The 26,422-nt window shown below is 63.7% G+C and carries 25 protein-coding genes, 2 tRNA genes and 1 pseudogene; 16 read left to right on the top strand and 12 right to left on the bottom strand.

Translation table 11 applies throughout. The annotated features are described in order from the left end of the window. Window positions 1-7: 7 nt before the first annotated feature. The 3 genes from R3C13_RS02590 to R3C13_RS02580 all read right to left on the bottom strand — a co-directional run bounded on the left by R3C13_RS02590 (window position 8) and on the right by R3C13_RS02580 (window position 2,491). Window positions 8-658 carry a hypothetical protein gene (locus R3C13_RS02590; protein ID WP_371309230.1) on the bottom strand — a complete coding sequence of 217 codons (651 nt, stop codon included), beginning with the start codon at window positions 656-658 and terminating at the stop codon, window positions 8-10. Continuing rightward, complete coding sequence (map, locus tag R3C13_RS02585; RefSeq protein WP_371309229.1) at window positions 658-1,479, bottom strand: type I methionyl aminopeptidase; 822 nt, start codon at window positions 1,477-1,479, stop codon at window positions 658-660. Before map ends, R3C13_RS02590 begins: the two co-directional genes overlap by 1 nt. Window positions 1,480-1,561: 82 nt before the next feature. Continuing rightward, window positions 1,562-2,491 (bottom strand): polysaccharide deacetylase family protein, encoded by a 930-nt coding sequence (locus R3C13_RS02580; RefSeq protein WP_371309228.1) that lies wholly within the window; start codon window positions 2,489-2,491, stop codon window positions 1,562-1,564. A gap of 131 nt (window positions 2,492-2,622) precedes the next feature. Between R3C13_RS02580 and R3C13_RS02575 the strand changes: the two genes are divergently transcribed. Genes R3C13_RS02575 through R3C13_RS02560 form a run of 4 tightly spaced genes read left to right on the top strand, consistent with a single transcriptional unit; the run spans window position 2,623 to window position 5,911 of the window. Next, window positions 2,623-3,396 (top strand): competence/damage-inducible protein A, encoded by a 774-nt coding sequence (locus R3C13_RS02575; protein WP_371309227.1) that lies wholly within the window; start codon window positions 2,623-2,625, stop codon window positions 3,394-3,396. After that, window positions 3,393-3,896 (top strand): hypothetical protein, encoded by a 504-nt coding sequence (locus tag R3C13_RS02570; RefSeq protein ID WP_371309226.1) that lies wholly within the window; start codon window positions 3,393-3,395, stop codon window positions 3,894-3,896. The genes R3C13_RS02575 and R3C13_RS02570 overlap by 4 nt, the downstream gene beginning before the upstream one ends. Window positions 3,897-3,912: 16 nt before the next feature. Beyond that, entirely contained in the window at window positions 3,913-4,695 is a 783-nt protein-coding gene (locus R3C13_RS02565; protein WP_371309225.1) for an enoyl-CoA hydratase, read from the top strand. A 4-nt stretch (window positions 4,696-4,699) separates the two neighbouring features. Then, entirely contained in the window at window positions 4,700-5,911 is a 1,212-nt protein-coding gene (locus R3C13_RS02560) for an acetyl-CoA C-acetyltransferase (RefSeq protein WP_371309224.1), read from the top strand. A 52-nt stretch (window positions 5,912-5,963) separates the two neighbouring features. Here the strand turns inward: R3C13_RS02560 and R3C13_RS02555 are convergent, their stop codons facing one another. After that, the gene (locus R3C13_RS02555) at window positions 5,964-6,632 is read right to left on the bottom strand and encodes a peroxiredoxin (RefSeq protein ID WP_371309223.1); all 669 of its coding nucleotides are present in this window, start codon (window positions 6,630-6,632) and stop codon (window positions 5,964-5,966) included. Window positions 6,633-6,780: 148 nt separating this feature from the next. Next, window positions 6,781-7,218, bottom strand: a complete 438-nt coding sequence (locus R3C13_RS02550) for a hypothetical protein (RefSeq protein WP_371309222.1) — start codon at window positions 7,216-7,218, stop codon at window positions 6,781-6,783. 78 nt (window positions 7,219-7,296) lie between these two features. Here R3C13_RS02550 and R3C13_RS02545 point away from each other — a divergent pair. After that, window positions 7,297-7,383: transfer RNA gene (locus R3C13_RS02545), tRNA-Leu, on the top strand. Window positions 7,384-7,777: 394 nt separating this feature from the next. Continuing rightward, the gene (locus R3C13_RS02540; RefSeq protein WP_371309221.1) at window positions 7,778-8,314 is read left to right on the top strand and encodes a phospholipid-binding protein MlaC; all 537 of its coding nucleotides are present in this window, start codon (window positions 7,778-7,780) and stop codon (window positions 8,312-8,314) included. A 59-nt stretch (window positions 8,315-8,373) separates the two neighbouring features. Here R3C13_RS02540 and R3C13_RS02535 read toward each other — a convergent pair whose 3' ends face one another. The 5 genes from R3C13_RS02535 to R3C13_RS02515 form a co-directional block, all read right to left on the bottom strand. Then, window positions 8,374-11,214: a M16 family metallopeptidase gene (locus R3C13_RS02535; protein ID WP_371309220.1), complete on the bottom strand. Its 2,841-nt coding sequence runs from the start codon at window positions 11,212-11,214 to the stop codon at window positions 8,374-8,376. Window positions 11,215-11,399: 185 nt separating this feature from the next. Further along, on the bottom strand, window positions 11,400-12,515 hold the full coding sequence (gene ald / locus R3C13_RS02530; RefSeq protein ID WP_371309219.1) for an alanine dehydrogenase: 1,116 nt from the start codon (window positions 12,513-12,515) through the stop codon (window positions 11,400-11,402). Window positions 12,516-12,577: 62 nt separating this feature from the next. Continuing rightward, entirely contained in the window at window positions 12,578-14,395 is a 1,818-nt protein-coding gene (locus R3C13_RS02525) for a cation:proton antiporter (protein ID WP_371309218.1), read from the bottom strand. Window positions 14,396-14,553: 158 nt separating this feature from the next. Further along, window positions 14,554-15,231 carry a TorF family putative porin gene (locus tag R3C13_RS02520; protein WP_371309217.1) on the bottom strand — a complete coding sequence of 226 codons (678 nt, stop codon included), beginning with the start codon at window positions 15,229-15,231 and terminating at the stop codon, window positions 14,554-14,556. Between the two features lie 174 nt (window positions 15,232-15,405). Then, on the bottom strand, window positions 15,406-16,221 hold the full coding sequence (locus R3C13_RS02515) for an SDR family NAD(P)-dependent oxidoreductase (protein ID WP_371309216.1): 816 nt from the start codon (window positions 16,219-16,221) through the stop codon (window positions 15,406-15,408). Window positions 16,222-16,334: 113 nt separating this feature from the next. Between R3C13_RS02515 and R3C13_RS02510 the strand changes: the two genes are divergently transcribed. Then, window positions 16,335-16,784 carry an ion channel gene (locus R3C13_RS02510; RefSeq protein ID WP_371309215.1) on the top strand — a complete coding sequence of 150 codons (450 nt, stop codon included), beginning with the start codon at window positions 16,335-16,337 and terminating at the stop codon, window positions 16,782-16,784. On the opposite strand, the gene R3C13_RS02505 is transcribed toward R3C13_RS02510, so the two are convergent. Further along, window positions 16,781-17,752, bottom strand: a complete 972-nt coding sequence (locus tag R3C13_RS02505; protein WP_371309214.1) for a hypothetical protein — start codon at window positions 17,750-17,752, stop codon at window positions 16,781-16,783. The genes R3C13_RS02510 and R3C13_RS02505 overlap by 4 nt on opposite strands. Window positions 17,753-17,793: 41 nt before the next feature. Between R3C13_RS02505 and R3C13_RS02500 the strand changes: the two are divergent. The 6 genes and pseudogenes from R3C13_RS02500 to R3C13_RS02475 form a co-directional block, all read left to right on the top strand. Beyond that, window positions 17,794-18,809, top strand: a pseudogene (locus tag R3C13_RS02500) (biotin carboxylase N-terminal domain-containing protein); the annotation flags it as partial. Next, a complete protein-coding gene (locus tag R3C13_RS02495; protein ID WP_371309635.1) occupies window positions 18,804-19,901 on the top strand; it encodes a biotin/lipoyl-containing protein in 1,098 nt (365 codons plus the stop codon). The pseudogene R3C13_RS02500 and the gene R3C13_RS02495, both read left to right, overlap by 6 nt. Window positions 19,902-20,048: 147 nt before the next feature. Further along, entirely contained in the window at window positions 20,049-20,561 is a 513-nt protein-coding gene (locus R3C13_RS02490) for a DUF805 domain-containing protein (protein ID WP_371309213.1), read from the top strand. Window positions 20,562-20,622: 61 nt separating this feature from the next. Further along, window positions 20,623-21,072, top strand: coding sequence for a DUF805 domain-containing protein (locus R3C13_RS02485; RefSeq protein WP_371309212.1), 450 nt, complete (start codon window positions 20,623-20,625; stop codon window positions 21,070-21,072). Between the two features lie 130 nt (window positions 21,073-21,202). Continuing rightward, window positions 21,203-21,727 (top strand): hypothetical protein, encoded by a 525-nt coding sequence (locus R3C13_RS02480; RefSeq protein ID WP_371309211.1) that lies wholly within the window; start codon window positions 21,203-21,205, stop codon window positions 21,725-21,727. Between the two features lie 21 nt (window positions 21,728-21,748). Next, window positions 21,749-22,579: a hypothetical protein gene (locus R3C13_RS02475; RefSeq protein ID WP_371309210.1), complete on the top strand. Its 831-nt coding sequence runs from the start codon at window positions 21,749-21,751 to the stop codon at window positions 22,577-22,579. On the opposite strand, the gene lipB is transcribed toward R3C13_RS02475, so the two are convergent. Then, window positions 22,564-23,265 carry a lipoyl(octanoyl) transferase LipB gene (gene lipB, locus R3C13_RS02470; RefSeq protein WP_371309209.1) on the bottom strand — a complete coding sequence of 234 codons (702 nt, stop codon included), beginning with the start codon at window positions 23,263-23,265 and terminating at the stop codon, window positions 22,564-22,566. The two genes, R3C13_RS02475 and lipB, sit on opposite strands and share 16 nt — an antisense overlap. Window positions 23,266-23,348: 83 nt before the next feature. Between lipB and R3C13_RS02465 the strand changes: the two genes are divergently transcribed. The 3 genes from R3C13_RS02465 to R3C13_RS02455 all read left to right on the top strand — a co-directional run bounded on the left by R3C13_RS02465 (window position 23,349) and on the right by R3C13_RS02455 (window position 26,394). Further along, window positions 23,349-23,433 (top strand) — tRNA-Leu (locus R3C13_RS02465). A 320-nt stretch (window positions 23,434-23,753) separates the two neighbouring features. Beyond that, window positions 23,754-25,139 (top strand): magnesium transporter, encoded by a 1,386-nt coding sequence (mgtE, locus tag R3C13_RS02460; RefSeq protein ID WP_371309208.1) that lies wholly within the window; start codon window positions 23,754-23,756, stop codon window positions 25,137-25,139. Between the two features lie 106 nt (window positions 25,140-25,245). Further along, window positions 25,246-26,394, top strand: coding sequence for a glycoside hydrolase family protein (locus tag R3C13_RS02455; RefSeq protein WP_371309207.1), 1,149 nt, complete (start codon window positions 25,246-25,248; stop codon window positions 26,392-26,394). Window positions 26,395-26,422: the final 28 nt, after the last annotated feature.

Below are 26,422 nucleotides of genomic sequence, written 5' to 3'. Positions count from 1 at the left end.
CCGGGGCCTATTCCGGCATCGCCGCGGCATGCAGGCGCTTCAGTTCCTCGATCACGAGGCGCCTGTCATAGCCATGGTAGTTGCCGAGGGTCTTTTTCTGGATCTTCACGTAGGGGTGGTTCAGCTTGGCGGCGAACTGCCCGTCCGGGCCGACGGCAAAGATCGTCGGATAGTATTCCTGGAAATAGTCACTGGCGCCGGTCGCCATGATGACTTCATCCGCACCCGGCGCAAAATCGTCCTCGATATGGACGACGACGAAATTCGCGCCGACATAGTCCACGAGGTCGAGGGCGCCCTGGCTGACATCGCCGCGCTTCTTCCGGTTGATATATGTGTAGGGCTCGGTCGCGCCCTTCAGCGTCGCATCGAAGACGTGGCACCAGATGCACCATTCCGCGCCGATGATGATGAGCAGTGCCTTGTGCTCATCCTGTGCGCGGGCCAGCGCCGCGGTGTAGAGATCCATCTGGTTCGAGCACTGATCGTAGGCCTTTGCCCGTCCGTCGCGGCAGGCAGGGTCCAGCGACAGGGGATAGGTGACGACGCGGGCGGCGGCTGCGTCAATCTCGTCCTGCGGCACGGCGCGCTCGCCCGCCTCACTCGAACAGGCGGCCAGGATCAGCAATGCAGCAGCAACAGCCCCCCACAGGCGCATCAGGGCTTGACCTTGAACGGCTCGTGCCAGCCTTTCGGGGAGGCCGTGAAGATTTCGACGCCGGTTTCCGTCACGCCGACGGAGTGTTCGAACTGGGCCGAGAGCTGGCGGTCGCGGGTCACGGCGGTCCAGCCGTCCGGCAGGATGGCGGCGTCCTTGCGGCCGAGGTTCAGCATCGGCTCGACCGTGAAGAACATGCCGGGCTTCAGTTCCGGGCCGGTCTTGTAGTCGGAGGAGTGGATCACGTTCGGCTCGTCATGGAAGAGGCGGCCGAGGCCGTGGCCGCAGAAATCCTCGACCACCGACATACGGTTCTTGCGGGCGATTTCAGAAATCGCGCCGCCGATGTCGCCGAAGCGGTTTCCAGGCTTCACCTGCGCGATGCCGGCCATCAGGGCCTCATAGGTGACCTCCATCAGGCGCTCGGCCTTCCGCTTCACCTCGCCGACGCCGTACATGCGCGAATGGTCGCCATGCCAGCCGTCGATGATGAGCGTCACGTCGATATTGGCGATGTCGCCATCCTTGAGCGGCTTTGCACCCGGAATGCCGTGACAGATGACATGGTTGACCGAAATGCACGAGGCGTGGCGGTAGCCGCGATAGCCGATCGTGGCGGACGTCGCGCCATGGTCCAGCACGAAGTCGCGGACGAGGTTGTCGAGATGTTCGGTGGTCACGCCGGGTTTCACCTCCGGCACCAGCATGTCGAGGCATTCCGCCACGAGCTTGCCGGCGCGGCGCATGCCTTCGAAGCCTTCGGCGTCGTGGATGCGGATTTCGCCCGTGCGCATGGGCAGAAGGAGGTTGGTGTCGGTCATCGGCGGAAACTTTCTGTCGTCTGCCGGCAATGTGGCAGCAAAGCGTGGATTTTTCCACCCCGCAGGCGCTGTTTCGCCTGTCTCAGAGGCCGGCGGCAATCATGCTGGGCCGGGCGAACTGGTGGGCGCGTTCGGGATAGTCCGGCACCGCGGCGCCCGTCTCCGCCGCAATCACGTCCAGCAGCGACCGGCCGGAATTGAGGGCCACGGGCTGGGTGTCGAACAGCGGGTCTTCGAGCGCGGTGTCGGCGGCCGAGAAATGCCAGCCGTTGCGGGCCAGCGCATCGAGGACGTTTCCGAGGAAAAGCCCGTTCAGGATGTTGTGGTGCACCAGCAGCGTATGGCGCGTTCCGGCAAGGCCGAGGGCGGTGGCGACCGCGTCATAATGCTCGGCCAGCGCGACGACATGTTCCACATAGAAGGCGCCATAGGCTTCGATATCGGCCTCAGGGTCTTCGGTGAGGCGGGCTTCCAGCCGTTCGGTGATGGCCCAGTCCTGGCTGTCGATGGTGACGGCGGCATTGCGATAGCCCTGTTGCGCCAGCCAGGCGCGGATCTCGTCGCGCATCGCTTCCGTGTTGCCTTCGTCGAGATAGGGGAAGCGAAACAGCTTCCGGTAGGCCTTGCGGCCCGACAGGAACGCCTCGTTCCGGGCAATGTCCTCGCAGAAGGCCGCCGCGCCGATGGCGCTGGCATGGGGATGGCTCCAGCAATGGTTTCCGATGACGTGCCCTGCCTTTTCCCATCGGTCGAGGACGGTCTTTCCGAGGTCGCTGTCGACATTGGCACCGGTAACGAAGCCGGCCGCCCGGATTGCCCGCCGGGAGAAGGCTTCGAGAATGGCGAGGTCGCGCTCGTCCGGCGACAGGTGCTGCGAGAAGCCGAGCCGGAAATCGTCCATCGTGATGGCGATGCGCTTCGTCGGGCCAGCCCCGCCCGAGCAGGCCGCAAGCCCGCCCATGGCAACGCCCGTCCCGGCAATCCGGCCCAGCAACTGGCGGCGGTTCATCATCTGGCTTGTCCCCTCGCAACCGGGGCGGATCGTCAGCTGCGGCGCTGGCTTTGTCAAAGCCCGGTTACAGGCCGGGCCTGCCGCTACGTTCCGGCTTGGCGCAGCGGCCGGGGCGTGCCATGTCCTGATCCATGCCGAAGACCCAGCCCACCGCTGCTGTCCTGCTGATCGGGGATGAACTCCTCTCCGGCCGCACGCGCGACATCAACCTGCAGCAGATCGCCACCTATCTCGCCCCGCTGGGCATCCCGGTGCGCGAAGCCCGCACGGTTCCGGACGTGGAAGACGAGATCGTCGCGGCCGTGAACGCGCTGCGGGCGAAGTACACGTACGTCTTCACCACGGGCGGTATCGGCCCGACGCATGACGACATTACCGCCGATGCGATTGCAAAGGCCTTCGGGGTGGGCATTTCGGAACATCCCGAAACGACCGCCATGCTGGCCGAGCGCTACAAGGCGATGAACACGGAATACACGCCCGCCCGCCGCCGCATGGCGCGCCTGCCGCATGGCGCGACGCCGGTTGCCAATCCGGTGTCCGGCGCACCGGGCTTCCAGACCGGCAACGTCTTCACGCTGGCCGGCGTGCCGCAGGTCGCCCGCGCCATGCTGGAAGACATCGGCCCGCGCCTCGAAACGGGGGCGGTGGTGCACAAGGTGACGATCCGGGGCGTTGGCCTCAGGGAAGGGGACATTGCCGAGCCGCTGGGCGCGCTTGCGAAGGACATGCCGGACGTGGCGTTCGGCTCCTATCCCTGGTTTCGCTCCCTTGGCGACAATGGTGTGCACCTTGTGGCATCGACGATAAGAGAAGACCTTGTGGAGGAGGTGGCCGCGAAACTCGAGGCCATCATCGCGGAAACGGGCGTAAGACCCGAACGGCTGGAGGACGCAAATACATGAAGTGGCTGACACGCACCCCGACCCTGATTGCCCTGTTTATATTGCAGGCGCTGATTTTCCTTGGCTTCGGCCCGTTTGCGGACGGTGTCGGCGGCACCTTTCTCGACACGCTGATGAATGGCGAGGAAAGCCGCGCCGCGATGGCCGCGATGAGCGACAGCCAGCGCTGGACCCATTTCTGGGTGACGGTCCTGCTGGATACGCTGTTCCCCATCGCCTATGGCGCCTTCTTCGTCGGCATGGCGCTGCGGTTCTTCGGCAAGCTCGGAAAGCTCGCCGCGCTGCCGGCCTTTGCGGCGGCGATTGTCGATCTCACGGAGAATACCGTGCAGGCGCTGGCCCTCTCCGGCGCAGCGGACGTGCTGGACGCGAAGGACTGGCTGACGCCGCTCAAGTTCGGCCTGTTCGGCCTCGCGGGTGTGATTGCGGTGCTCGGCTTCCTGATCGGCGTCGCGCACATGTTCACGAACCAGAAGGCGTCGTCCCCGATCGCCCAGTAAGACAGAAAGGCCAGCCATGGCTGATGACATCATTCTCGTTGAGCGGGACGGACCCGTCGCGCTCGTCACGCTCAACCGGCCGGATGCGCTGAACGCGCTGAGCCGCGCCCTGCGTGCGGAGATCGTCCGTGTGTTCACGGAGCTGAAGGACGATCCCGACATCCGCGCAGTGGTGCTGACCGGGGCAGGGCGCGCCTTCACCGCCGGAGTCGACCTCAAGGAAGCCGGCGAGACAGGCTTTGCGCTCGGCGCGGATGAAGATTCGAAGGCCATCAACATCCTCGCCGCGATGCAGGCCTATCCCTGGCCGATCATCGGGGCGATCAACGGCTTCGCCATCACCGGCGGTTTCGAACTCGCCCTGATGTGCGATGTGCTGCTGGCGTCAGAAAATGCGCGCTTTGCGGATACCCATGCCCGCGTCGGCATCATGCCGGGCTGGGGCCTGTCTCAGAAACTCTCGCGTCTCATCGGCATCAGCCGGGCAAAGGAACTGTCCTTCAGCGGCAACTTCCTCGATGCGGAAACCGCTGAGCGCTGGGGCCTCGTCAATCGCGTCTACAAGGCTGACGAACTTGTGCCCGCCGCGATGAAGCTCGCGCAGGAAATGTGCTCGACCCAGCCGGACCTGCTGCGCCAGTACAAGGCGGTGATCGATGACGGCTTCGGCATGAATTTCGCCGACGGCATGAAGACCGAAGTGACGCGTTCCATCGACCATGCAAAATCGGTCTCCGCGAGCGCTGTCGAGGAAGCACGCAAACAGGTCACGGCGCGGGGCCGCGACCAGCAGGGATAAGCCGATGAGAGATGTCGTTATCTGTGAACCTGTCCGCACCGCCGTTGGCGGCTTCGGCGGCAGTTTCAAGACTGAGCACGCGCACGACCTGGCGGCGCATGTCATCCGTGGGCTGATGGCGCAGACCGGCGTGCCGGCCGAAGCGGTGGAAGACTGTATTTTCGCGCAATGCTATCCCAGCATGGAGGCGCCGGCGCTTGGCCGCATGGTGGCGCTCGATGCGGGCCTGACGACGGGTACGGGCGGCTACCAGATCGACCGGCGCTGCGGCTCCGGCCTGCAGGCGGTGATCAATGCCGTGATGCAGGTGGCGACCGGCGCGAATGACCTCGTCATTGCGGGCGGGGCGGAAAGCATGTCGAATGCGCCATTCTTCTCCATCGAAATGCGCTGGGGCATGAAGGGCGACGGCCTGACGCTGCATGACGGCCTGTCGCGCGGGCGCTACACCGCTGGCGGCAAGTTCCATCCGGTGCCGGGCGGCATGATCGAGACGGCGGAAAATCTTCGCCGCGACTATCAGATCACCCGCGCCGCACAGGATGAGTTCGCCTACAATTCGCACATGAAGGCGGCGGCCGCTCAGGCCTCAGGCAAGTTTGCCGAGGAGATTCTTCCGTACACCGTCAAGGGGCGGAAGGGCGACGTGGTGGTCGATGCCGATGAGCATATCCGCGCCGACTCGACACTGGAGAAGCTTTCTTCGCTAAAGCCGATCCGCGGCAAGATGGATCCGGAGTCCACTGTCACCGCGGGCAATGCCTCCGGCCAGAATGATGGCGCGGCGGCCTGCATCGTCTGCACACGGGAAGCGGCGGAGAAGTACGGCCTCAAGCCGCTCGGGCGGCTCGTCTCCTGGTCGGTCGCGGGCGTCGGCCCCGAAGTCATGGGCATCGGCCCGGTGCCGTCGACGCAGAAGGCGCTGAGGCTGGCGGGCCTTGAGCTGAAGGATCTCGATCTCATCGAGCTCAACGAGGCGTTCGCCTCGCAGGTGCTCGCCTGTACCAAGGCGCTGGGCATGGACGATGACGACATGGCGCGGCTGAACGTCAACGGATCCGGCATTTCGCTGGGCCACCCTGTGGGCTGTACGGGCGTCCGTATCCTGACGAACCTGCTGCGCGAGATGGAGCGGCGCGAGGCACGCTACGGCGTCGAGACCATGTGTATCGGCGGCGGGCAGGGGCTCGCCGCGATTTTCGAGCGGGTCAGCTGAGATGCAAAAAGCCCGGAGCCTTGGCTCCGGGCTTTTCATTCAGCGAGCCGGATCAGGCTTTCTCGAGGTCTTTCTTCGAGAAGTACCAGTCGGTGTATTCATAGCCTTCGCCTTCGCGGGCGGCGGCGGCATCGGTCGTCTGCGGCGGCGGCACGATGATCTTGTCGCCCGGCTGCCAGTTCTCAGGCGTTGCCACCTTGTTGGCGTCGGACGTCTGCAGCGCCGTCACGAGGCGCAGGAACTCATCGATCGAGCGGCCGTTGGACATCGGGTAATAGACCATGGCGCGCAGGATGCCGTCCGGGTCGATGATGAAGGTGGCACGCACGGCGGAGGTATCGTCCGCACCCGGCATGATCATGCCATACGCATTGGCGACCTTCATGGAGAGGTCTTCGATAATCGGGAACTTCACCTCGACGCCGAAATTCTCCTTGATCGAGCGGACCCAGGCGATGTGGGCATACTTGCTGTCGATGGAGAGGCCGAGCAGGTCGGTGTTCAGCGCGGCGAACTTGTCGTGCGCGCGGGCGAAGGCCATGAATTCGGTCGTGCAGACCGGCGTGAAGTCGGCCGGGTGGGAGAAGAGGATCAGCCACTTGCCCTTGTAGTCGGCCAGCGTGCGGCGGCCGTGCGTGGTGACAGCGTCGAAGGCCGGTGCCGGCTCGTTGAGGCGCGGCATGGAATGCTGGACGTAAGTGACCTGGGAGGAATCGGTCATGGTGTGCTCCTGTTTCGGTATCCGCCACGGGAGTGTTGCGGTTGCATTTTAAATAATGAGCAAATGCTAATATTGGAATGGTTCCAATCGCCGCAGGAATTTGTCTATGGCTGCTATTGGCATTTTCTATGGGCGTGCGGCAGGTGGCCTAGAACACATCCTCAGGCCGCTCGTGGCGGGTGTTCAGGGCAACGATCAGCGCAAGGATGAAGACGATGCCGGAGAGAACGTTCGCAAGGCCCGCTGCGGTGTAGGCGAGGCCCATGGTGGAATAATCCGTCGTGCCGGTTCCGGCGAGCATCCGGTTGCGGAAGAGGTCGCCTGCCGCCTGCGAGAAACGTGCGGCGGTCGCCAGGAACAGGTGGCTGTAACCGATGATCGCGACCGACAGGGACGGGCGCATGCGCAGGATGAAGAGATAGACCAGCGCCACGCCCACCGCAGCGATCGCTCCGCCAAGGGCGACGGTCGCGGAACTGAAGACGGAATAGACATTGCCGGCATCGGCGGTCGCCCCGCTGACCACGAGCTGTGCGGCGGCACCCAGGGCGGCGAGCAGGAACCAGAGAAGGGGCAGGAGGCGCATGGGAAATCCTTGCTCGACACGTTGCAGCCAACGCTGTGTAGCATCCCCCGACAAAACCCGCTAAGTCCACCCCAAGGTGCGGGCGTGGCGAAATTGGTATACGCAAGGGACTTAAAATCCCTCGGCCGCAAGGCCTTGCCGGTTCAAGCCCGGCCGCCCGCACCATTCATTTCCGGCGGCGCAAAGCGCCGGAAATCGATCGAGGATGGATTTCAGGAAATGAATGCTCGAAGCGAAAGCGAGAGCTCATCCGCGTCAAAAAAATCCATCCATAGGGCCGAGTTTAACAATCGACGGACTCGTTGAAGTTCACCGCGGCACTCGCCCTGAAAGCGATTTCGGCCTCTAATTCTGCCGCCAATACAACAGGAAGCAGAAATCTGGCCTGTTTTCCCGGAAACTCGCCCGTTGCGCGAATGCAACGCGGTTTAGGAATCGTTAACGGGTATCCAAGGCTTCACATGCGCCGGGCGCATGGCTGGTATACATTCTCGTGGGATCATTGCGGGGGTTGGCACCCTATTTGAAGGGGCCTTTTGACCTGAAGAGGACCACTCCGATGTTCCGCCCGCTCTTCGCCGCCGCCCTGTTTGCCGCCCTGCCGCTCGCCGCACATGCCGGGCCCGAAGCCGAGGCCGTGATCGAACAAGCCGCCCGGGATATATTCGATCCGGTGGACGGGGAAAAAGCCTTCACCGGCACGATCGACGTGCCAACGGTGGCGCGCTTTTCCCTCGGCAAGCATGCCCGGCGGATCAGTGCGGACGAGGAGGCCCGCTTCACCGATGCTTTCCGCCACTACCTCGCCAACACGTATCGCAGCAATGTCGACAAGTTCGACAATGTCGACGTGATCGTGGTCGGCTCGATCGACCGTAGCCCGACAGATTCCATCGTCGAGACGCGCATCCGGCCTGAAGGCAAGGAAGCCATGACCGTGCGCTGGCGCGTGATTGCGCGCGACGGGGAGTGGCGCGTGGTGGATGTCGAATTCCTGGGTCTGTGGCTGGCCATCGAACAGCGCGCCCAGATCGCGGCGATCCTCGACCGCCCCCGGGCCACGATCGAGGATGCTATCGCGGCGCTGCAGTCCTGACTGCAGCGCCATGATCCGGCGGCGGGGGGGACCCCTGACCCCGCCACCGGTTTCAGGCCCTAGTCGAGCGGCGCACCATAGATGTCGAGCTCGACCAGCTTGCCGCCGGCAAAATTGTTCACCGCATCGAACTGGGTCGCCTTGTCGCCGACGACCACATAGGTGAGCTCCGGCTCCTGCAGGTACGCCGCGGTGACCGTTTTGAAATCGTCCAGCGTCATCGACAGGAGTTCAGCCTGTTCCTGTTCGACATAGTCGGCTGGCTTCCCGAATTTCGAGACCTTTTGCAGGATGCCGAGCTTGGCGTTGAGGCTTTCATAGGTGCGGGTGTTGTTCTTCACCACCTTGTCCTTCGTCATCTGGACATCGGCCTCGGTGAAGTCCGGCCCGTAGCTGGCAATCATCTCACGGATGATGTCGAGCGAGGCCTCGGTCGCATTCGCCCGCACGCTGGTGATGGCGCGGAAGGGCTGGATCGCGCGGCCATCCGAGATCAGCGAGACGGCACCATAGGTGTAGCCCTTCTCGATACGGAGCACCTGGGCGAGGTCGCCGCTGATGCCGCCGCCGAGTTTCTCATTGGCAAAGCTCAGCCGCGCTGCATCGGGATCGGTCGAGGCGAGCGCCAGCTTGCCCGCGAAGATCACGCTCTGCTTGCTGTCCGGCACGTCGATGAAGAACACCTTGCCGGCATTCACCTGCTCCGGAACCGGATAATCGGGCAGGGACGTATCGGGCGTGCGGAGCAGGCCGGCCAGCCCGCCGAATGCCGCCGCGGCGCGTTCCTGGCTGACATCGCCGGCAACATGGATGCGCATGCCTGTGCCCTTGATGACATCATAGAAGGCCTGCACATCGTCGAGGCTGACCGTCCCGACGGTGTCCGCCGTACCGCTGTTCGCGGTGCCCTGCGGGTGCTCTGTTCCGTAGAGCAGCCGGTTCAGCGCCAGCGAGGCGATGGCATTCGGGTCTGCATCCCGGCCTTCGATGGCGGTGAGGGCCGCAGATTTCACGCGCTCGAAATCTTCCGCCTCAAAGCGCGGGGAGGCGAGGATTTCCTGCACCAGTGCCACCGTCTCCTCGAAATTGCGGGAGAGCGCGGTCGCGCTGATCGTGATTTCGTCGGTGCCTGCATCCACCGTAATCCCGGAGCCGAGCAGGCCGATGGCCTGTTCCATATCGGCCGGGGTGCGGGTGGCAGTGCCTTCGTTCATCAGTGCGGCCAGAAGATTGGCCGTGCCGGCCGGGTCTAGCCAGGCGCCGCCCTCCAGCGTGATGTTGAAGGTGACGAGCGGGGTTTCGCTCGTCTCGATGCCCAGCATCCGCACGCCATGGTCGAGGCTCGCTTCCCAGATGTCCGGTGTCGTGAACATGGGCAGGTCGCCAAAGGGCGGCTCGGAACGGTCATGCGTGCTGGGCGTGCGCTCATAGGTGGCGAGGGCGCCCTGGGAGACTTCTTCAGCAGCGACGTCGCTGCGTACTTCCTCGATCCAGACTGTGGCGAGGGAGGAGCCTTCCAGGGCGAGGTCCACGCTGCCCTTCGGCACGAAGCTGGTCAGGATCGCCGGCTTGTCCTTCACATAGGTCTTGTAGACGCGCATCACGTCTTCAGCCGTCACGGCACGGAGCTTTTCGGCAGCCTTGATGGCATAGGCCGGGTCGCCCGCGAAGACATCGTCCTGCGACATCTGGATTGCCTTGCCCAGGACAGTCGAGAGTTGGGAATAGAGGATGGTTTCCTGCTCGGCCTTGATACGTTCAAGGTCTTTCGCATCGACGCCATCGGTTTCAAACCGGACAAAGCCATCATGGATGGCGGCATGGACGTCGTCGAGATCCGTTCCCGCATTGGCGCGCACCTGGAAGACGAACTCTCCGGCGAGTTCCATACTGTTGTTGTAGCTCGTCACATCCGGCGCGAGCTTTCCTTCATCGACGACCGCGCGATAGACCGGCGAATTCTTGGTGCCGGCGAGCAGGCGGGCGAGCACGCTCAGGGCAGGTTCGTCGGCATTGTAGGATTCGACGCTCGGGAAGGTGATGCGCAGTTCCGGCAGCGTGGCGAAACTGTCTTCGAAATAGAGCGACTTCGTTTCGGTGAGGCCTGCGGGCAGGGGCTTCAGCGGTTCGACATCCGGCCCCCGGCGGATTTCCCCGAACCAGCGCTCGACCTTCTCGCGCGTTTCGGTAAGGTCGATATCGCCGGCGATGACCAGGGTGGCATTCGCGGCGCCGTAATACTGGTCGTAAAACTCTTTCACATCGCTGAGCGTTGCGGCCTGCAGGTCCGGCAATTGTCCGATCACGGTCCAGTTGTAGGGGTGGCCTTCGGGATAGAGCGCGGTGCGGATGACTTCCTGCGTGTAGCCATAGGGCGCATTGTCGACACGCTGGCGCTTCTCATTCTTGACGACCTGCTTCTCGCGCTCCAGCGCGTCGGTCGTTACCGTGTTGATCATGTAGCCGAGGCGGTCGCTATCGATCCACAGGATCTTGTCGAAGGCGTCCTTCGGCACGACTTCGTAATAGATCGTGCCGTCGCTCCAGGTGCCGCCATTGCGGTTGCCGCCCCATTCGGGGATGGCCTTGCGGTTCCAGCCGCGCGGCACGTTTTCGGAGTCGTTGAACGACATGTGCTCGAAGAAGTGCGCAAAGCCGGTGCGGCCGGGCTTTTCGCGGTTCGAGCCGACTTCCACAACGGTGGAAAAGGCAACGATCGGGTCGGAATGGTCCTCGTGCAGCACCACATCCAGACCATTCGCCAGGGTAAACTTTTCATAAGGCAGGTCGAATGTGCCGGCCTCTGCGTCATCCTTGCCCGGTTTTTCCGTACCCGGATTGGAACACGCCGCCAGCGCGCCCGCCGCAACGCCGGCCAGAATCCATCTCATCTGCGTCATGGCAGACCCCTTCTTCAAAAATGCCCCGGTTCCTCAATAGCCGTCATGACATGGCCGGGCAGGGGCCGTCACCCCCTAAAGCGGCCCCGATATGCGCAAACCGGCGTTCAGATGCGGGCGGCGCGCCAGGCAGCACGAGGCAAGATGCACGCGGCCATCATGTGCGGCGCCGGAACGCTGTCCTTCTAGGCCTTCAGCCAGGCGGGACGGACATAATCATCGCCAAGGTCGCGCGCGACCGCTTCGTGTGCGATCTTTCCGGCGTCCACCGTCAGGCCGTTGGCGAGATGCGGGTTCGCATTGATCGCCTCGCGCGCGCCCATGTTCGCAATCTGCATCACGAAGGGCAGGGTGGCGTTGTTCAGGGCATAGGTCGACGTGCGTGGTACGGCGCCGGGCATGTTGGCGACGCAATAGTGCAGCACGCCGTCGACCTCATAGATCGGGTCTTCATGCGTGGTGGCGTGGCTGGTCTCGAAGCACCCTCCCTGATCGATGGCGATGTCGACCAGCACGGCGCCGGGCTTCATCGTCTTCAGCTGCTCGCGGCTGATCAGCTTGGGCGCGGCCGCGCCGGGGATCAGGACGGCGCCAATCACGAGGTCAGCATCCTTGATCGCTTCGGCGAGCGAGGCGGCCGTCGAATACATCGTCTTCAGGCTGCCGCGGAATTCCGAGTCGAGTTCGTCGAGGCGGCGGTTCGAGCGGTCGAACACGGTCACATCGGCCCGCATGCCGACGGCGATCTCGGCCGCATGGGTGCCGGAGACGCCGCCGCCGATGATGACAACCTTGGACGGCGCAACGCCCGGCACGCCGCCCAGCAGGATGCCGCGGCCGCGCTTGGTGCGCATCAGGGCCCAGGCGGCGACCTGCATCGACATACGGCCGGCCACCTGGCTCATTGGGCGCAGCAGGGGCAGGCCGCCCTGGTCGTCGGTCACGGTTTCGTAGGCAATGGCAAGGCAGCCCGATTTCTTGAGGCCCTCGGCCTGAACCGGATCGGGCGCGAGGTGGAGATAGGTGAAGAGGGTGTGGTCCGGCGTCAGGCGCGCGGTCTCGCTCGGCTGCGGCTCCTTCACCTTCACGATCAGTTCGGCGGCTTTGAAGACAGCATCGGCGTCCGGCAGGATTTTCGCGCCAACAGACGTGTAGGCCGTGTCTGCGAAGCCAGAACCGAGGCCGGCGCCCGCCTGGACACTCACCTCATGGCCTGCGCGGACGAGCTCGCCGACGCTTTCCGGTGTCAGGCCGACACGGGATTCCTGCTTCTTGATCTCGGTTGGAACGCCAATGCGCATATCTGCTCTCCTTGGGGAAGGCGATGCCTATAGACCCCATCTGGCGCAATTTCCAGCCCCGATCAGGCGGCTTCCTCGATATCTTTTCCCACGACGGGCAGGTCATCGTCCTCATCTTCTGTAATGGCTTCGCCAATCGTGAAGAGGTCGACCTCGCGGTTGATCCACTCGCGCACGCTGTCTTCGGTGACGCCAAGGCTACGCAGCATGTCGATCACCATTTCGATGCCACGCGGTTCGCCGATGGAAATATGCGTGCGGATGCCGAGCTCGGAGAAGCGATCGAAATCCTCGTCGGTATCGACGGTGATGAAGCGCTTGAGGTCGGGAAAGCGTCGCTGCACGGTCTGCGTCACCGCGCGGGACACTTCATAGCGCGGGAATCCGAGAACCATGGCGCGGGCATTGTTGCCGCCAATCGCCTCGACCAGTTTCATGTTCGAGGCGTCGCCGAACGAGACCTTGTAGCCGTCCGCGACCGCAGACAGCATCCGCTCCGGGTCGAACTCCGTTGCGATGAAGGGAATGTCGTGATCCTGCAGGGCGTCGACGGCGAGGCGACCGGACTGGGTCATGCCGACGACGATCACGGGCCGGTCGAGTGCCGGGGAAGGGGCGGCGGGTGCACCTTCCTGGCTGCGGCGGACGAGTTCGCGGGAAATCCGTACACCAACGAAAGACCAGGCGGGCGCAAGCGCAAGTGACAGAACGACTGCGGCGACGATCGAGCCGAGCAGGCCGGATGGCAGTCCGCCCGAAATGGCGCCGATGGAGAGGATCACGAGGGAAAACTCCGACCCCTGCGCCAGCAGGAAGCCGAGCTGGGTCGCGCCGGGCGCCTTCCAGCCATTCAGCCGAGCCGCGGCGAAGCCAAGGCCTGATTTCACCGCAAGCAGCGCAGCCGCACCGAACAGGACAAGCGGCAGGTGTCGCAGGACCGCGCCGATGTCTATCGACAGGCCCACGCTGATGAAGAAGAACGACAACAACAGGCCGCGGAAGGGCGTCATTTCCGTCTGCACTTCATGACGGAAGGGGGTGCCGGAAACGGCAAGGCCGGCGAGGAAGGCGCCCAGCGTGAGCGATAGGCCGGTCATCGCCGTGGCGCACGCCGCCGTCAGCACAAAGAGCAGGGTGAAGGCCGTGAAGGCTTCCTCATTGCGGGTCGAGGCGAGAATGCGGAAAACCGGACTGACGAGATACTTGCCGGCATAAACGGCTGCGGCGAAGGCAAGGCAGGCCTGGAGAAGCGCCAGCAACAGGTACAGCAGCAACGGCAGGTCTGCGCCGCCCATCAGCCGGTTTGAGATGACGCCGGCAAGGCCTTCGGCGCCCATCTCGCCGCTGCCGAGCGAGGTGGCGAAGATCATGAGGAAGATCGCCGCCATGTCCTGGAAAATCAGGATATGCGTGGCGGTGCGGCCGATGGGGCAGGAATTCTGTTCCCGCTCGGTCAGGATGCGCGCGACGACCGCGGTCGACGAGAGGCCGAGCGCGAGCCCCACGGCAATCGCGATCGGCCAGTCGACCCCGAGCAGGGCAAGCGCGCTTGCGCTTACAAGGCCCGTCATGAGGAGGTGCGCCGGGGCAAGGCCAAGGAGGTCGCGCCGGCTTTCCTTCAGCTCCCTCAGCGAGACATGCATGCCGATGTCGAACAGGAGGAAGACGACGCCGAGCTCAGCCAGGAGGTGGGTTGCACCGCTTTCCTCGATCAGGCCGAGGGCGTGCGGGCCGATCAGTATGCCGACGATCAGATAGCCGACAATTGGGCTGAGCCGGGCGGCTTTCGAGAGGAGGGCCGCCGCAGCACCGAACCCGAGGAGCGTGATGGCTGGGACCAGCGCATCGACGGCTTCCACGGGGGTGAACTCGGTAGCCAAGCGGCGGGATCCTTCAGTCGGGCGGGTGAACCCTGAACATAAGGGCGCAATGAGAAAAAACAAAGGCCGCCAGCTCCAAGCGGAAACCAGCGGCCTTCACCATGCTGCACGAGGAGGAGGGCATTGTCCCCGTGCAGGTTGGGAGGAGCACTCCGTGCTTACATCGACTTCGAGATCGAGAAGACGACGCGGTCTTCAGCGATGGAAAGGGCGTCGATATCGGTGTCGTAGTAACGCAGGCCGAGGTCGATGCCAGCCGAGGTCGCGAAGGTGCCGCCAACCGACCAGGTCGTGTAGTCGCCACCGGCATCGAAGCTGTAGTTGCCGAGGGTCGCGTCAACCGAGAATGCGTCGGTGAAGGCATACCCCGCAGAGCCTTCGATATAGACGTTCTGGTTATCCGGATCCCAGGAAACCGTACCGCCGACCGACACGCCGGTCGCGAATTCGTAACCGAGGCCGCCATAGATTTCGACGAAGTCATAGTCGGCCGTGTCGGCATCCGGGTAAGCGTAGTAGATCACGCCGACATCCCAGCTTACGCCGTTTGCGAACTCGCTTGCGAGGCCGCCGTAGAAATCCACTTCCATATTCGTGTCTTCCGGCTCGTCGCTGAAGTCGACATTCGAGGCCCAGGTGCCGGCATAGAAGATGCCGTTGGCATAGTCGAAGCCGCCGGAAATGGCCGGATCTTCATTGGACTGAGAGATGCCGCGCCAGACATAGTCAGAGCTGAGTGCGACGTTGGCCGACCATTCGCCTTCCGCATAAGCTGCACCAGCGACGGTCGTCAGTGCGGCAAGGGCTACCCCGGCCCGAGAGAGTTTGGAAACCATGATTGAACTTCCCCGTTCTTGAATCAAACGCTTCATGAGCGCCGGGTTCAGATTGGCGCGGCTTGCGCCCGGCGAAGACTTAAAAAAAGTTTGATATTGGTCCCGGTGGATCGAACGCCGCCCTTTTGAGCAGCGGAAGCGGGTCATGCCTCAGCTTTGTGCGCTGCAATATTCCTAACGGGCCACGAGAGGCGCATATCCGAGGTGCATACCGGCATCCACAAGCAGCGTTTCGCCGGTCACATGCCGACTCGCATCGGAGCAGAAGAAAACGGCCGAATCTGCAATGTCGTCGGGGCCGCTGGCCACGTGAAGGGGCACCGACGCGGCGACGCCTGCTTCCATCTTCCTGTACTGTTCGGCGCCCATCTGGTCCTTGAACCAGCGCGTGCCGATGAAACCGGGGCAGATCGCATTTACCCTGATGGCCGGGGCGAGGGCGCGGGCGAGCGACAGGGTCATCGTGTTGAACGCGCCCTTTGAGGCGGCATAGGCGACCGAGGATCCGACGCCGGTTACGCCGGCGATCGATGAGACGTTCAGCACCGCCGCTGCCCGGCCGGTTTCCTCATGCGATTTGACCAGGAGTGGCTTGCAGGCCTGCATCATCAGGAAGGGGCCGGCGACATTGACCGCATAGATGTCGAGAAAATCCTGCCGGGACAGGGCGTCGAGGTCGGCATGATCGCGGGCATGGCGGGTGATGCCGGCATTATTGACGAGGATGTCGAGGCGGCCCCAGAGACCGGCCGCCTCGGCGAGCGTCCGGCAGCCCTCTTCGGTCGAGACGTCGGCCTGGACCAGCCGCGCCTGCGCACCGAGGGCCTGGGCGTCGGCAACGGTCTGTTCTGCGTCGGTCACCGATTTCGTGCAGTTGATGATGACGTCCGCGCCGCGTTCGGCGAGCTTCAGTGCGATCGACCGCCCGAGACCTGTCGCCGAGCCGGTGACGAGCGCCTTGCGTCCGGCGAGATCCTTGAGGTCAGCCATGTCCCATCCTCCCGGGTTATATCGATGCGCTCTTGTGAGGGCCGATTTGAGAGGCGTCAACGAAAGCGCAATGCCTGCCTGTTAGGCAGGCATGCCTTTGGGAGTTGCCGGGGATGTTTGTGCTTCTCAACCTGCTCGTCGCAAGTGTGATGGTCGCGGTGACGTTTTCCGTCCATTTTGCCGGCCTTGTCGGCCTCACGGCCCTGTTGCGGCATCCGCGGGTACATCCCGGCAAGCATTCCTCAACCCTGATGCAGGGGGTTTCCATCCTGGCCGTTGTGTTCAGCCTGTTCGCGCTGCATTCGGTCCAGATCTGGCTATATGCCTTCGTCTACATGGCTCTGGGCGAGCTGCACCAGGTCGAAACCGCGCTCTATTTCTCGACCTCCACGTTCACCACGGTGGGCTTTGGCGACGTCGTGCTGAGCCACGAATGGCGCCTGCTGGGTGTCGCGGAATCGATCAACGGGTTCCTGCTCATCAGCTGGTCGACGGCGTTCCTTGTCTCGCTGACCGCGCGGGTGCGCGCCTTCGAGGAGAAGATCGAAGGCAACGACGCCTAGGCCGTCGTCACTTCCCGTTTCAGGAAGCGCACGCCCAGTACCGCAAGGCCGATGAGGGCGAAGCCGCCGACGAGCAGGGTTTCCGGCTCGGCCCCAAAAGTCTCGAAATACTGCGTGTAAGCGTGGATGGCGAGGAACACGGTGGCCGTGACCGACAGGAAGCCGCCGCGCCGTGCCTTCAGCATCACGCCGAGCAGAAGGATAGGCCAGCCGATCGAGAACGCGGCTTCGGGAATGTGCGTGGTCGCGGCGCGCCAGTCTTCCCAGCTCTGGCCCTCGCTGTAGCGGTAGCGTTCGCCGAGGTCGTCGCCCCAGAGCGAGCCGACCCAGAAGCCGAAATTGGCGAGAAAGAAAGCCGTGCGGGCGGCAATCGTGGCAAGACCCGCCCAGGCCGCCGCAACCCGCTCGCGGGCCGCATACAGCGCCGCTGCGAGGGCGCCGAATACGCCGATCGTGATGGCCGGCTGCTCCACGAACAGGCCATAGCAGGCATGCCAGTAGCCGGTGCCAGTGCCGAACACGGCGCCGAGCGCAAGGACGGCCATCGCGGTGAGGAAGCCCGACCGGAACCAGCCGGCGCCCGCACCCAGGATCATCGTGATGAGCAGGGCAGGCATCGTCGCCTCGTCCATGTCCCGGTATTCCCAGCCGACCCAGCCGGCGAGGCCGAGAACACCCATCAGGGCAAGGCCCGCCGAAAGAACTTTCAGCGATGCACCGGGTGCCATGCGCCGCAACCCTTCGGCAAGGCCGATGGCGACTAACGCAAGGACAAGGCCGGTCGTCGCGTTCGGAACCAGCGCAATCGCCCCGGTCGCGACGGCGAGGGCGCCCAGGATAAGGGCGAGGTTCACGAACAGGCCGGACCTGCCATCCGGCTGTGCCCGCTGGGCAATCAGGCGGGCAAGGTCCGGCCCGATCAGGCCTTCCTGCTCTAACTGGTCTATGTCGATCCGCACCACGGCCATTCCGGCCTCCATCTTTTATAAGTGAGCAATCACTTACATAAATGTGCGACCAAAGTCAAGCCCATTTGCCGCTATGTCATCTGTGGACAAGCCGCAGCACCCGGCGTAACTCCGCGAAGCTGAAACATTTACAGGGGCTGCCGCGACACATGTTCAAGAAGATCCTGATTGCCAACCGGGGCGAAATCGCTGTCCGCGTCATCAAGACCTGCCGCCGTATGGGCGTGCAAACGGTGGTCGTCTATTCCGACGCCGATGCCGGGTCGATGGCGGTGGAGATGGCGGATGAGGCGGTGCATATCGGGCCTTCGCCGGCGGCACAGTCTTACCTCATGGCGGACAAGATCATCGCCGCCGTGAAAGCGACCGGCGCCGAGGCGATCCATCCGGGCTTCGGCTTCCTGTCGGAGAATCCGGGCTTTGCAAAAAGACTGGAAGAAGAGGGGATCGGCTGGATCGGCCCCAACGCCTTCGCCATCGACGCGATGGGCGACAAGATCAGCTCCAAGAAGCTCGCCGCCGAGGCGGGCGTCTCCACGGTGCCGGGCCATATGGGCCTGATCGAGGATACGGCGGAAGCGGTGAAGATCTCGAAGGAGATCGGCTATCCGGTGATGATCAAGGCCTCGGCCGGCGGCAGCGGCTGGGCTGATCGCGTCGCCTATAATGACAAGGAGACGTTCAGGAAGGCTTCCCGGCCGTGAAGGCGGAAGCGAAAAGCTCCTTCGGCGACGACCGCGTCTTCATCGAGAAGTTCATTCTTGAGCCGCGCCATCGAGATCCGGGTGCTGGGCGACAAGCACGGTAACTGCATTTACCTGAACGAGCGTGAGTGCTCGATCCAGCGCCGCAACCAGAAGGTCATCGAGGAAGCGCCCTGCTGCTCGATCCGGAAACCCGCAAGAAGATGGGCGAACAGGCCGTCGCGCTGGCCAAGGCCGTCAATTATGACAGCGCCGGCACGGTGGAGTTCGTCGTGTCCGGCAAGGACAAGGGCTTCTACTTCCTTGAAATGAACACCCGCCTGCAGGTGGAGCACCCGGTGACCGAAATGATCACCGGCGTCGACCTGGTCGAGCAGATGCTGCGCGTCGCGGCCGGCGAGAAGCTGAAGATCAAGCAGTCGGATATCGGCATCAATGGCTGGGCCGTGGAAAGCCGTGTGTACGCGGAAGACCCGTACCGCAACTTCCTGCCGTCCATCGGGCGCCTGAAGCGCTTCCATCCGCCGGCGGAAGGCAAGCTGGGAAAGGGCGAAGTGCGCATGGATTCGGGCGTCCGCGAGGGCGACGAAATCTCCATGTTCTACGACCCGATGATCGCCAAGCTGATCACGCACGGCAAGGACCGCAACACCGCGCTCGACGTGCATGGCGAGGCGCTGGACCGGTTCCACATCGAAGGCATCCAGGACAATATTCCCTTCATCGCCGCGGTGATGGACGAAAAGCGCTTCCGCTCCGGCAACATCACGACGGCCTATATCAAGGACGAATTCCCTGAGGGCTTCCATGGCGTGGCGCCGACCAAGCTGCAGGAAACCCAGCTGATCTGTGCGGCGGCTTATGTGCACGGGCTGTTCTCGCGCCGGGCGGCAATGACGTCCGGACGGATGACCCCGCTGCCGGAAGCGCGCCGCGACTGGATCGTCATCCTTGGCGATGGCCAGCACCCGGTCACGCTCGACCTCGGAGACGACGGAACTGCCGAAATCACCATCAATGGCGGCAAGCCGCACAGTCTCGAGACCGACTGGCATCCCGGCCAGCATCTCGTGGAAGGCACGCTCGACGGCAAGCCGTTCGCGGTGAAGTTCGCCGACCGGACGGAAGGCTATGTGTTCCGCCACCGCGGCGTTGCCCTGCGCGCGCTGGTCTGCACGCCGCAGGTCGCCGATTTCCATGCCCGCCTGCCGGAGAAACCGAAGCCGGACACGTCTAAGTTGATTATCTCTCCAATGCCTGGTCTGGTTGTGTCCGTCGATGTGACGCTCGGCCAGGAAGTGCAGGAAGGCGAAGCCGTCTGTGTCGTCGAAGCCATGAAAATGCAGAACATTATCAGGGCTGAAGCAACCGGAACGGTAAAATCGATCAATGTCAGCGCGGGCGATAGCGTGGCAGCCGACGAAATCATGGTCGAGTTCGCCTGAGGGCTGAATTAACCTACCGATAACCAAATTGCTGCGCTATCCTGCCGCAGGGAACCGGGTGTGCGGGCGGGTCGCCAGTCATCCGGGTGCCACTGAGGGGCGGCATACTCTGCCCGTCGAATGGCTCATCGTGAGGGAGAGACTGCCATGGAACTTTATTTGAGCCCGAACGGGCGGATCAATCAGCCCACGTTCTGGCGGGGTGCGATCACGCTCTTCGTGGTCGGGGCGGTGCTGTCGGCCGTGGCGGCCTATGTGTCGCCGTTCATCGGTTTCGCCGGCATCCTGCTTCTCTGGCCATGGATCGCCATTTTCGTGAAGCGTTTCCATGATGCTGGAAAGACCGGCTGGCTGACGCTGGCAATGGTCGTCCTGTTCATCATCGTGTCCATGGTGGTGAGCATGCTGCTGCTGGGCGTCTTCGGCATCAATTCCGCCGAGATGCAGGAACAGATGATGAGCGAAATGGAAGACCTCCAGTCTTCCGGCGATGCAGGGGCGATCATGGCCTATGCCATGGAGCAGTCCAAGAAGATGGCCCAGGCCCAGCTGATCCCGAACATCCTGTCGAATGCCATCGTTACCGGCATCATGGGCTTCGTGATGAGCCTGTTCAAATCAGACCCGAACGACAACCAGTACGGGCCGGCAACGGCCTGATTTCTGAAATGCAATTCCGGGCGGCAAGGGAGTGCCGCCTCTCATTCTCAAGGAGCCATTCATGGTCAGCTTTCCCGAAGCCGTAAAAATGTTCTTCAAACGCTACACCGACTTCCAGGGCCGTTCGCGGCGCTCGGAATACTGGTGGGTTGCCCTGTTCAACATCATCATCACCGCCATCTGGGCCGTTCTCTTCTTCGGCCTCGGCGGCATGAACATGCAGACTGAGGAAGTCTCTCCGATCGGCATGGTGCTTATCGGTGTCATCGCCATCTATGGCCTTGCCGTGGTCATCCCCAGCATCGCCTTGTTCGTGCGCCGCCTGCATGACATCAACCAGACCGGCTGGATCTATCTCGGCCTGTTCATCGCCAGCCTGATCCCGGTGATCGGCATGCTCGCTTCGATCGCCCAGATCGTGATTGCCTGCATCCCCGGCACCAAGGGCCCGAACAAGTACGGTCCCGATCCGCTGGATCCGGGCGCCGGCGCTGCTGACGTGTTTGCCTGACGGCAGACGCCCTTTCAGGGCAGGAAGGAGAGCCGGGGCTGCACGTCCCGGCTCTTTTTTCTTGCGTGAATTTATCGTTTATTGATAAGACGCAGCCAAAGCGTCTGTTAAGACCCGGAGATCGTCGCCCATGGACATCGCTTATGTCCTCTTCAGCCCGAAAGGCCGTATCGGCCCGCGCGACTTCCTGCGCGGCCTGATCCTGCTGACGGGCGCCTCGATCATCGTGCAGGTCGCTGCGACGTTCCTGTCGCCCACCTTCAACTTCGTGCAGCCTTTCCTCGCCTGGGCCTATGTCTGCGTGATCGGCAAGCGCCTGCACGATGCCGGGCTGACCGCCTGGCTGGTCCTCGTGATCTGGCTGGTCTCGGTGGTGGTCGGCTCGGTGGTGATCAATCTGCTGATTCCGGTGCTCGCCCCGAAGGCCTACGAGACCATCACCCAAATCCAGGGTATCGCCATATCCGGCGATTTCGAGGGCATGATGAAGGCGCTGGAAGTGCATGGCCCCGAAGTCGAGCGCCAGTCGGCCCTGCCGAAACTGATCAGCCTGCTCGTCAATGCCGGCCTGTTCGCCCTGATCGGCGGCAAGCTGAAATCCGATCCGAACCCGAATACGCACGGGCCCGCAACGGGTCCGGGCAAGCTGTCCTGACCCCCCTGAAAGGCACCCCTGATGCATCACGCCCCCCTCGACCCGACGGCCATTGATCCGCACCGCCCGTGGATCCGCGATGCCCGCGACAATCCGCACGAGATGAACTGGATGCAGGTGCTGTTCAATCCGCTCGGGTCCAGCCCGAAGCTGCATTTCACCCGCGCCTGGACCTTCATGTTCCTTGGCCGGGTTCTGCTGTTCATCGTGCCGGTGTTTGCGGTTTTCCTTGCCTCGCTGGCCGGGGCCGACCTTGGCGGCCTGTGGAAGCCGGTGAAAGCGCTGGCGCTGCCGGTTCCGGAACTGCTGCTGCCCTTCTTCGTCTTCACCATTGTAACCGAGGTGACGTCCTGGATCGCGCATGTGCGGCGCTTCAACGAGGCGAACAAGTCGCCGCTCTGGGCGATGATCGTGCTGATCCCGCTGACACTAGCCTTGGTCGGTTTCATCCTTGGGGCGCAGGGTGGCATCAAGCAGTACGAAGCCATGCACGCGCCGAAGCCTGCGGTCACGCAACAGGTGGAAACGCCGGAAGCCACCGCGGACGGTGCCGCCGCCGCTGACTCCAAGGACGCCGAGGCAAAGGAAACCAAGGACGCCAAAGCCAAGCAGGCCAGGAAAGGCCCGCCGCAACAGCGCCGCCAGGGGCCGCCGCCCAGCGAACGGGAAATGGCGGCCGGCGCCGGCTTCGGCCTCGCCACGCCGATCTGGGCAATCTGCTCACTTTTCGTGATGTTCTGGACGCTGCTCTACGTTGCCCGCATCCCGAATGGCGGCGTCGGCAAGTTCAAGACCGGCAGCGACGTCGCGCAGGGCGAAGAAGACTTGCCGCCCGGTTACGCCGTCAGCTGAAGCGGGCAGGGGACGGGCACCAGCGTGCTGGCAAACGTCTCCTCGAACGCCTCCCGCAGGGCGATGTCCGCATCCGCCATGGAGGCGGGAATGCCGAGATCGGCGAGGCTGGTGACGCCATAGCGCGGGTCGGCAATGCCGCAGGGCGTAATGCCTGAGAAGTGCTCCAGGTCCGGCTCCACGTTGAAGCTGATGCCGTGGAAACTCACCCAGCGCTTCAGGCGCACGCCGATGGCGGCGATCTTGTCCTCGCGCAGCGGCCCGCCGGCTCGCGTCCGGTCCACCCAGACGCCGACCCGGCCCTCGCGCGGCCCGCCCTCGATGTTGAAACTGGCAAGGGCGCGGATGATCCAGGCCTCGAGGTTCTGAACGAAAGCGCGGACGTCGCGGCCGCGGGCGCCGACGTCCAGCATCACATAAGCCACCCGCTGGCCGGGGCCGTGATAGGTGTATTGGCCGCCGCGCCCGGCATCGAAGACGGGGAAGCGCGCGGGATCGCGCAGGTCTTCCGCCTTGGCCGATGTGCCGGAGGTGTAAAGCGGCGGATGCTCCAGGAACCACACCAGTTCCGGCGCCCCCTCCTCGCGGATCGCGCGGGCCCGCGCCTCCATGAATTGCACGGCCGCTTCATAGGGAACAAGGCCATCCGAAACGGCCCATTCGACGGAGAAAGGCATGTCTGTCATCGCAGCGCATATAGGATGCATTCGGGACTTCACAAAGCGCCAGCCGGGCCTTATACGGCGCGTCTGCCTCGAATGAGATACGTGCGGTCGTGGCGGAATTGGTAGACGCGCAGCGTTGAGGTCGCTGTGGGGCAACCCGTGGAGGTTCGAGTCCTCTCGACCGCACCATTCGATTGCGGTGGCGCTCTGCGCCAAAAATCGATCCAGTGGATCGATTTTAGCAATCGAATGAATCCTTGATGTTTCCCACTCACTGCGTTCGCGATGAAACAGGCTCAGGGCTGCTCACTTGCAGTGGCGCTCTGCGCCAAAAATCGATCCAGTGGATCGATTTTAGCAATCGAATGAATCCTTGATGTTTCCCGCTCACTGCGTTCGCGATGAAACAGGCTCAGGGCTGCTCACTCCGCTTCGTGTCTCAGGCATTCTCCCTTCCGTTGTAGGCCGCCCCCTTGCCCCCGCAGGGCAACCCCGGCAAGACAGGCGCCATGAGCGAGACGGACTTTCAGCCCTCCCATCCGGCGCAGGAAGCGCCGAATGTCGATCCGGCCCTGCTGGATGACCTCATCGACGCCGTCGATGAGAAGGATACGCGCTGGCTGGCGCGCACGCTGCAGCGGATGCACCCGGCCGATGCGGCTGACCTGCTGGAAGCCCTGTCGTTCGACACCTTCTCCGAAGCGGTCGAGCTGCTGGGCGGGGAACTGCCGCCCGACATCCTGATCGAGCTGCGCGACTCCTACCGGGAAGAGGCCGTCGACGTCCTGCCGGACACGGCCGTTGCGATGGCTCTCGATGAACTCGATTCCGACGATGCCACGGTCATCCTGGAAGACCTTGAGGATGACCGCCGCGAGCGCATCCTCGAAGACCTCGAACCCTTCGACCGGGCCCAGCTGGAGCGCGGCCTCGCCTATGAAGAGGAATCGGCCGGCCGTCTCATGCAGACGGAATTCGTGGCCGTGCCGGAATACTGGACCGTCGGCCACACGATCGACCATGCACGAAGCCTCGGCGAGGAGCTGCCGGAGATCTTCTACGAGATCTATGTGATCGACCCGGCCCACCGGCTCATGGGCGTCGTCCAGCTGGCCACACTGCTTCGCACGCCGCGCGACGTGCAGCTCGCCGACATCATGACAGATCCCCTGTCGGACATCCGAACGGACATGGACCAGGAAGAGGTCGCCTTCCAGTTCCAGAAATACTCGCTGGCCTCCGCGCCGGTGAAAGATGGGGCAGGGCGCCTCGTCGGCATGATTACGGTCGACGACATGGTCGACGTCATGCAGGAAGAGGCCGCCGAAGACCTGCTCTCGCTGCTCAACGTGACCTCGGCCGACGGGTCGGACACGGTTTGGGATTCCGTGCGGGCGCGGGCGCCATGGCTGGCGGTCAACCTGCTGACCGCTTTCATCGCGTCGGCCATCATTTCCCTCTTCGAAAATACCATCGACACGATCGTCGCGTTAGCCATCCTGATGCCCGTCGTTGCTGCGCTGGGCGGCAATGCCGGCAGCCAGGGACTGGTGGTCGCGGTGCGCGCCATCGCTGAGCGGCAGCTGGACGGCGCCGCGGCCCGGCGGGCGATCCTGCGCGAAGTGCTGACCGGGGTCGTGAACGGGGTTTTGTTCGCCATCGGGGTCGGCGTGATCGCCATGCTCTGGTTCCACGATGTGAAACTCTCGCTGGTGATTGCGACCGCGATGCTGGTGACGTTCCTCTGGGCCGGTCTCTCTGGTATCCTGGTGCCGCTCGGGCTGAAGAAGCTTGGTGCGGACCCGGCAGTGGCCTCGTCAGTCTTCGTGCTGACTCTGACCGACGTGATGGCGTTCTTCAGTTTTCTCGGGCTGGCGACGCTCATCCTCTTGTAAATCCGCCAGATTTCAGCGGATTCTCGCGTGCAGGGTGAATGGGCGCGCCATTTGCAGCTTGCAGGCCTAGGTAATTGTTAACTGTCTCATTACGGGAGCCATCCGCTTGGCCCTCAGCATGCGAACTTCGGACGCCGGGCTCGGACTCATCAGGAGTTTCGAAGGCTTCCGCGCGCGTGCTGCAAAGCTGCCGAACGGAAAATGGATCATCGGCTACGGCCACACGGACAGTGCCCGCGCCGGTCTCAGGATTTCGCGCGCCGATGCAGACCTGCTGCTGCGCCATCATGACCTGCGCAAGGTGGAAGCGCTGATTGCCGCGCGCGTGCTGGCGCCTCTGTCGCAAAACGAATTCGATGCGCTTGTCTCCTTCGCCTTCAATCTGGGGGAAGAGGCGTTCCTCGGCTCCAGCGTGTTCGCGCTGCTGAACAGTGGAGAGCGCCTGCAGGCGGCCGACGCGATGTCAGCCTGGCGCAAGGGCCGGGTCGATGGCGAAGTCCGCGTGGTCGATGCGCTGGTGCGCCGTCGGGCCGCGGAAAAGGCGCTGTTCCTTGAGCATCCGTCGGGCCGTGTCGCTGTGCCGGGGGCCATGCTGCGGCCGGAATTTGATCCGCATGCGGCCTGGATGATTTCGCCGGAACGCCCGGTCGTAATCGAGGCCCGGACCGATGGCGACCTGACCCGGCCCTCCCGCGCCGACCAGGGCGAATCCGCGCCGCAGGCGGCGGCCCGTGCTGTGTCCGAGCGGATTTCAAGAATCCTTCAGGAAGACGAGGCCGCCGGACCGGTGACCGCACCTTCCGACGAGCCAACAGTCGACGAGATCACCAAGGCGGTTTCCGCGCTGGCCGAACCCGAGACGGCCGACGACACCGCCGCTGAAGAGCCGCCGGCCTATGACCGCCGCCGGACCGCCCGCGTGACGCCGCCCCTTCCGGCGGAACCGCTGGAACTGACCGAGCCGGTGCTGCCGCCGGCAGGATCGATCTGGGACGACCTCGAGCCGGCCGACGAAGACGCCGAATTCGATGAGCCCTCGCTCGGCGTGGTGCGCTGGCTGCCCTACGCATTGCTGGCCGGCCTCGGCTCCTGGGGCATCATCCACGGCGTTCGCCGCTGGATGGCGACGCCGGCAGCAAGCGAACTCGCCCGCCCGGAACAGGCCTATGTCGGCCCGCTTCTCGCCTTCGGTTCGGCGATGCTGTGCGTGGTGGCGGTCTACTATCTCTACCGGGCGATCAATAGCCGGGATTGATGGCTGACAGGCCGGGCCGGGCCTGCTA

This window comes from Hyphomonas sp. (assembly GCF_041398385.1).
Classification (GTDB): Bacteria; Pseudomonadota; Alphaproteobacteria; order Caulobacterales; family Hyphomonadaceae; genus Hyphomonas.
Note: the sequence above shows the minus strand (reverse complement) of the source record. Positions and strands in the feature narration are given on the sequence as shown.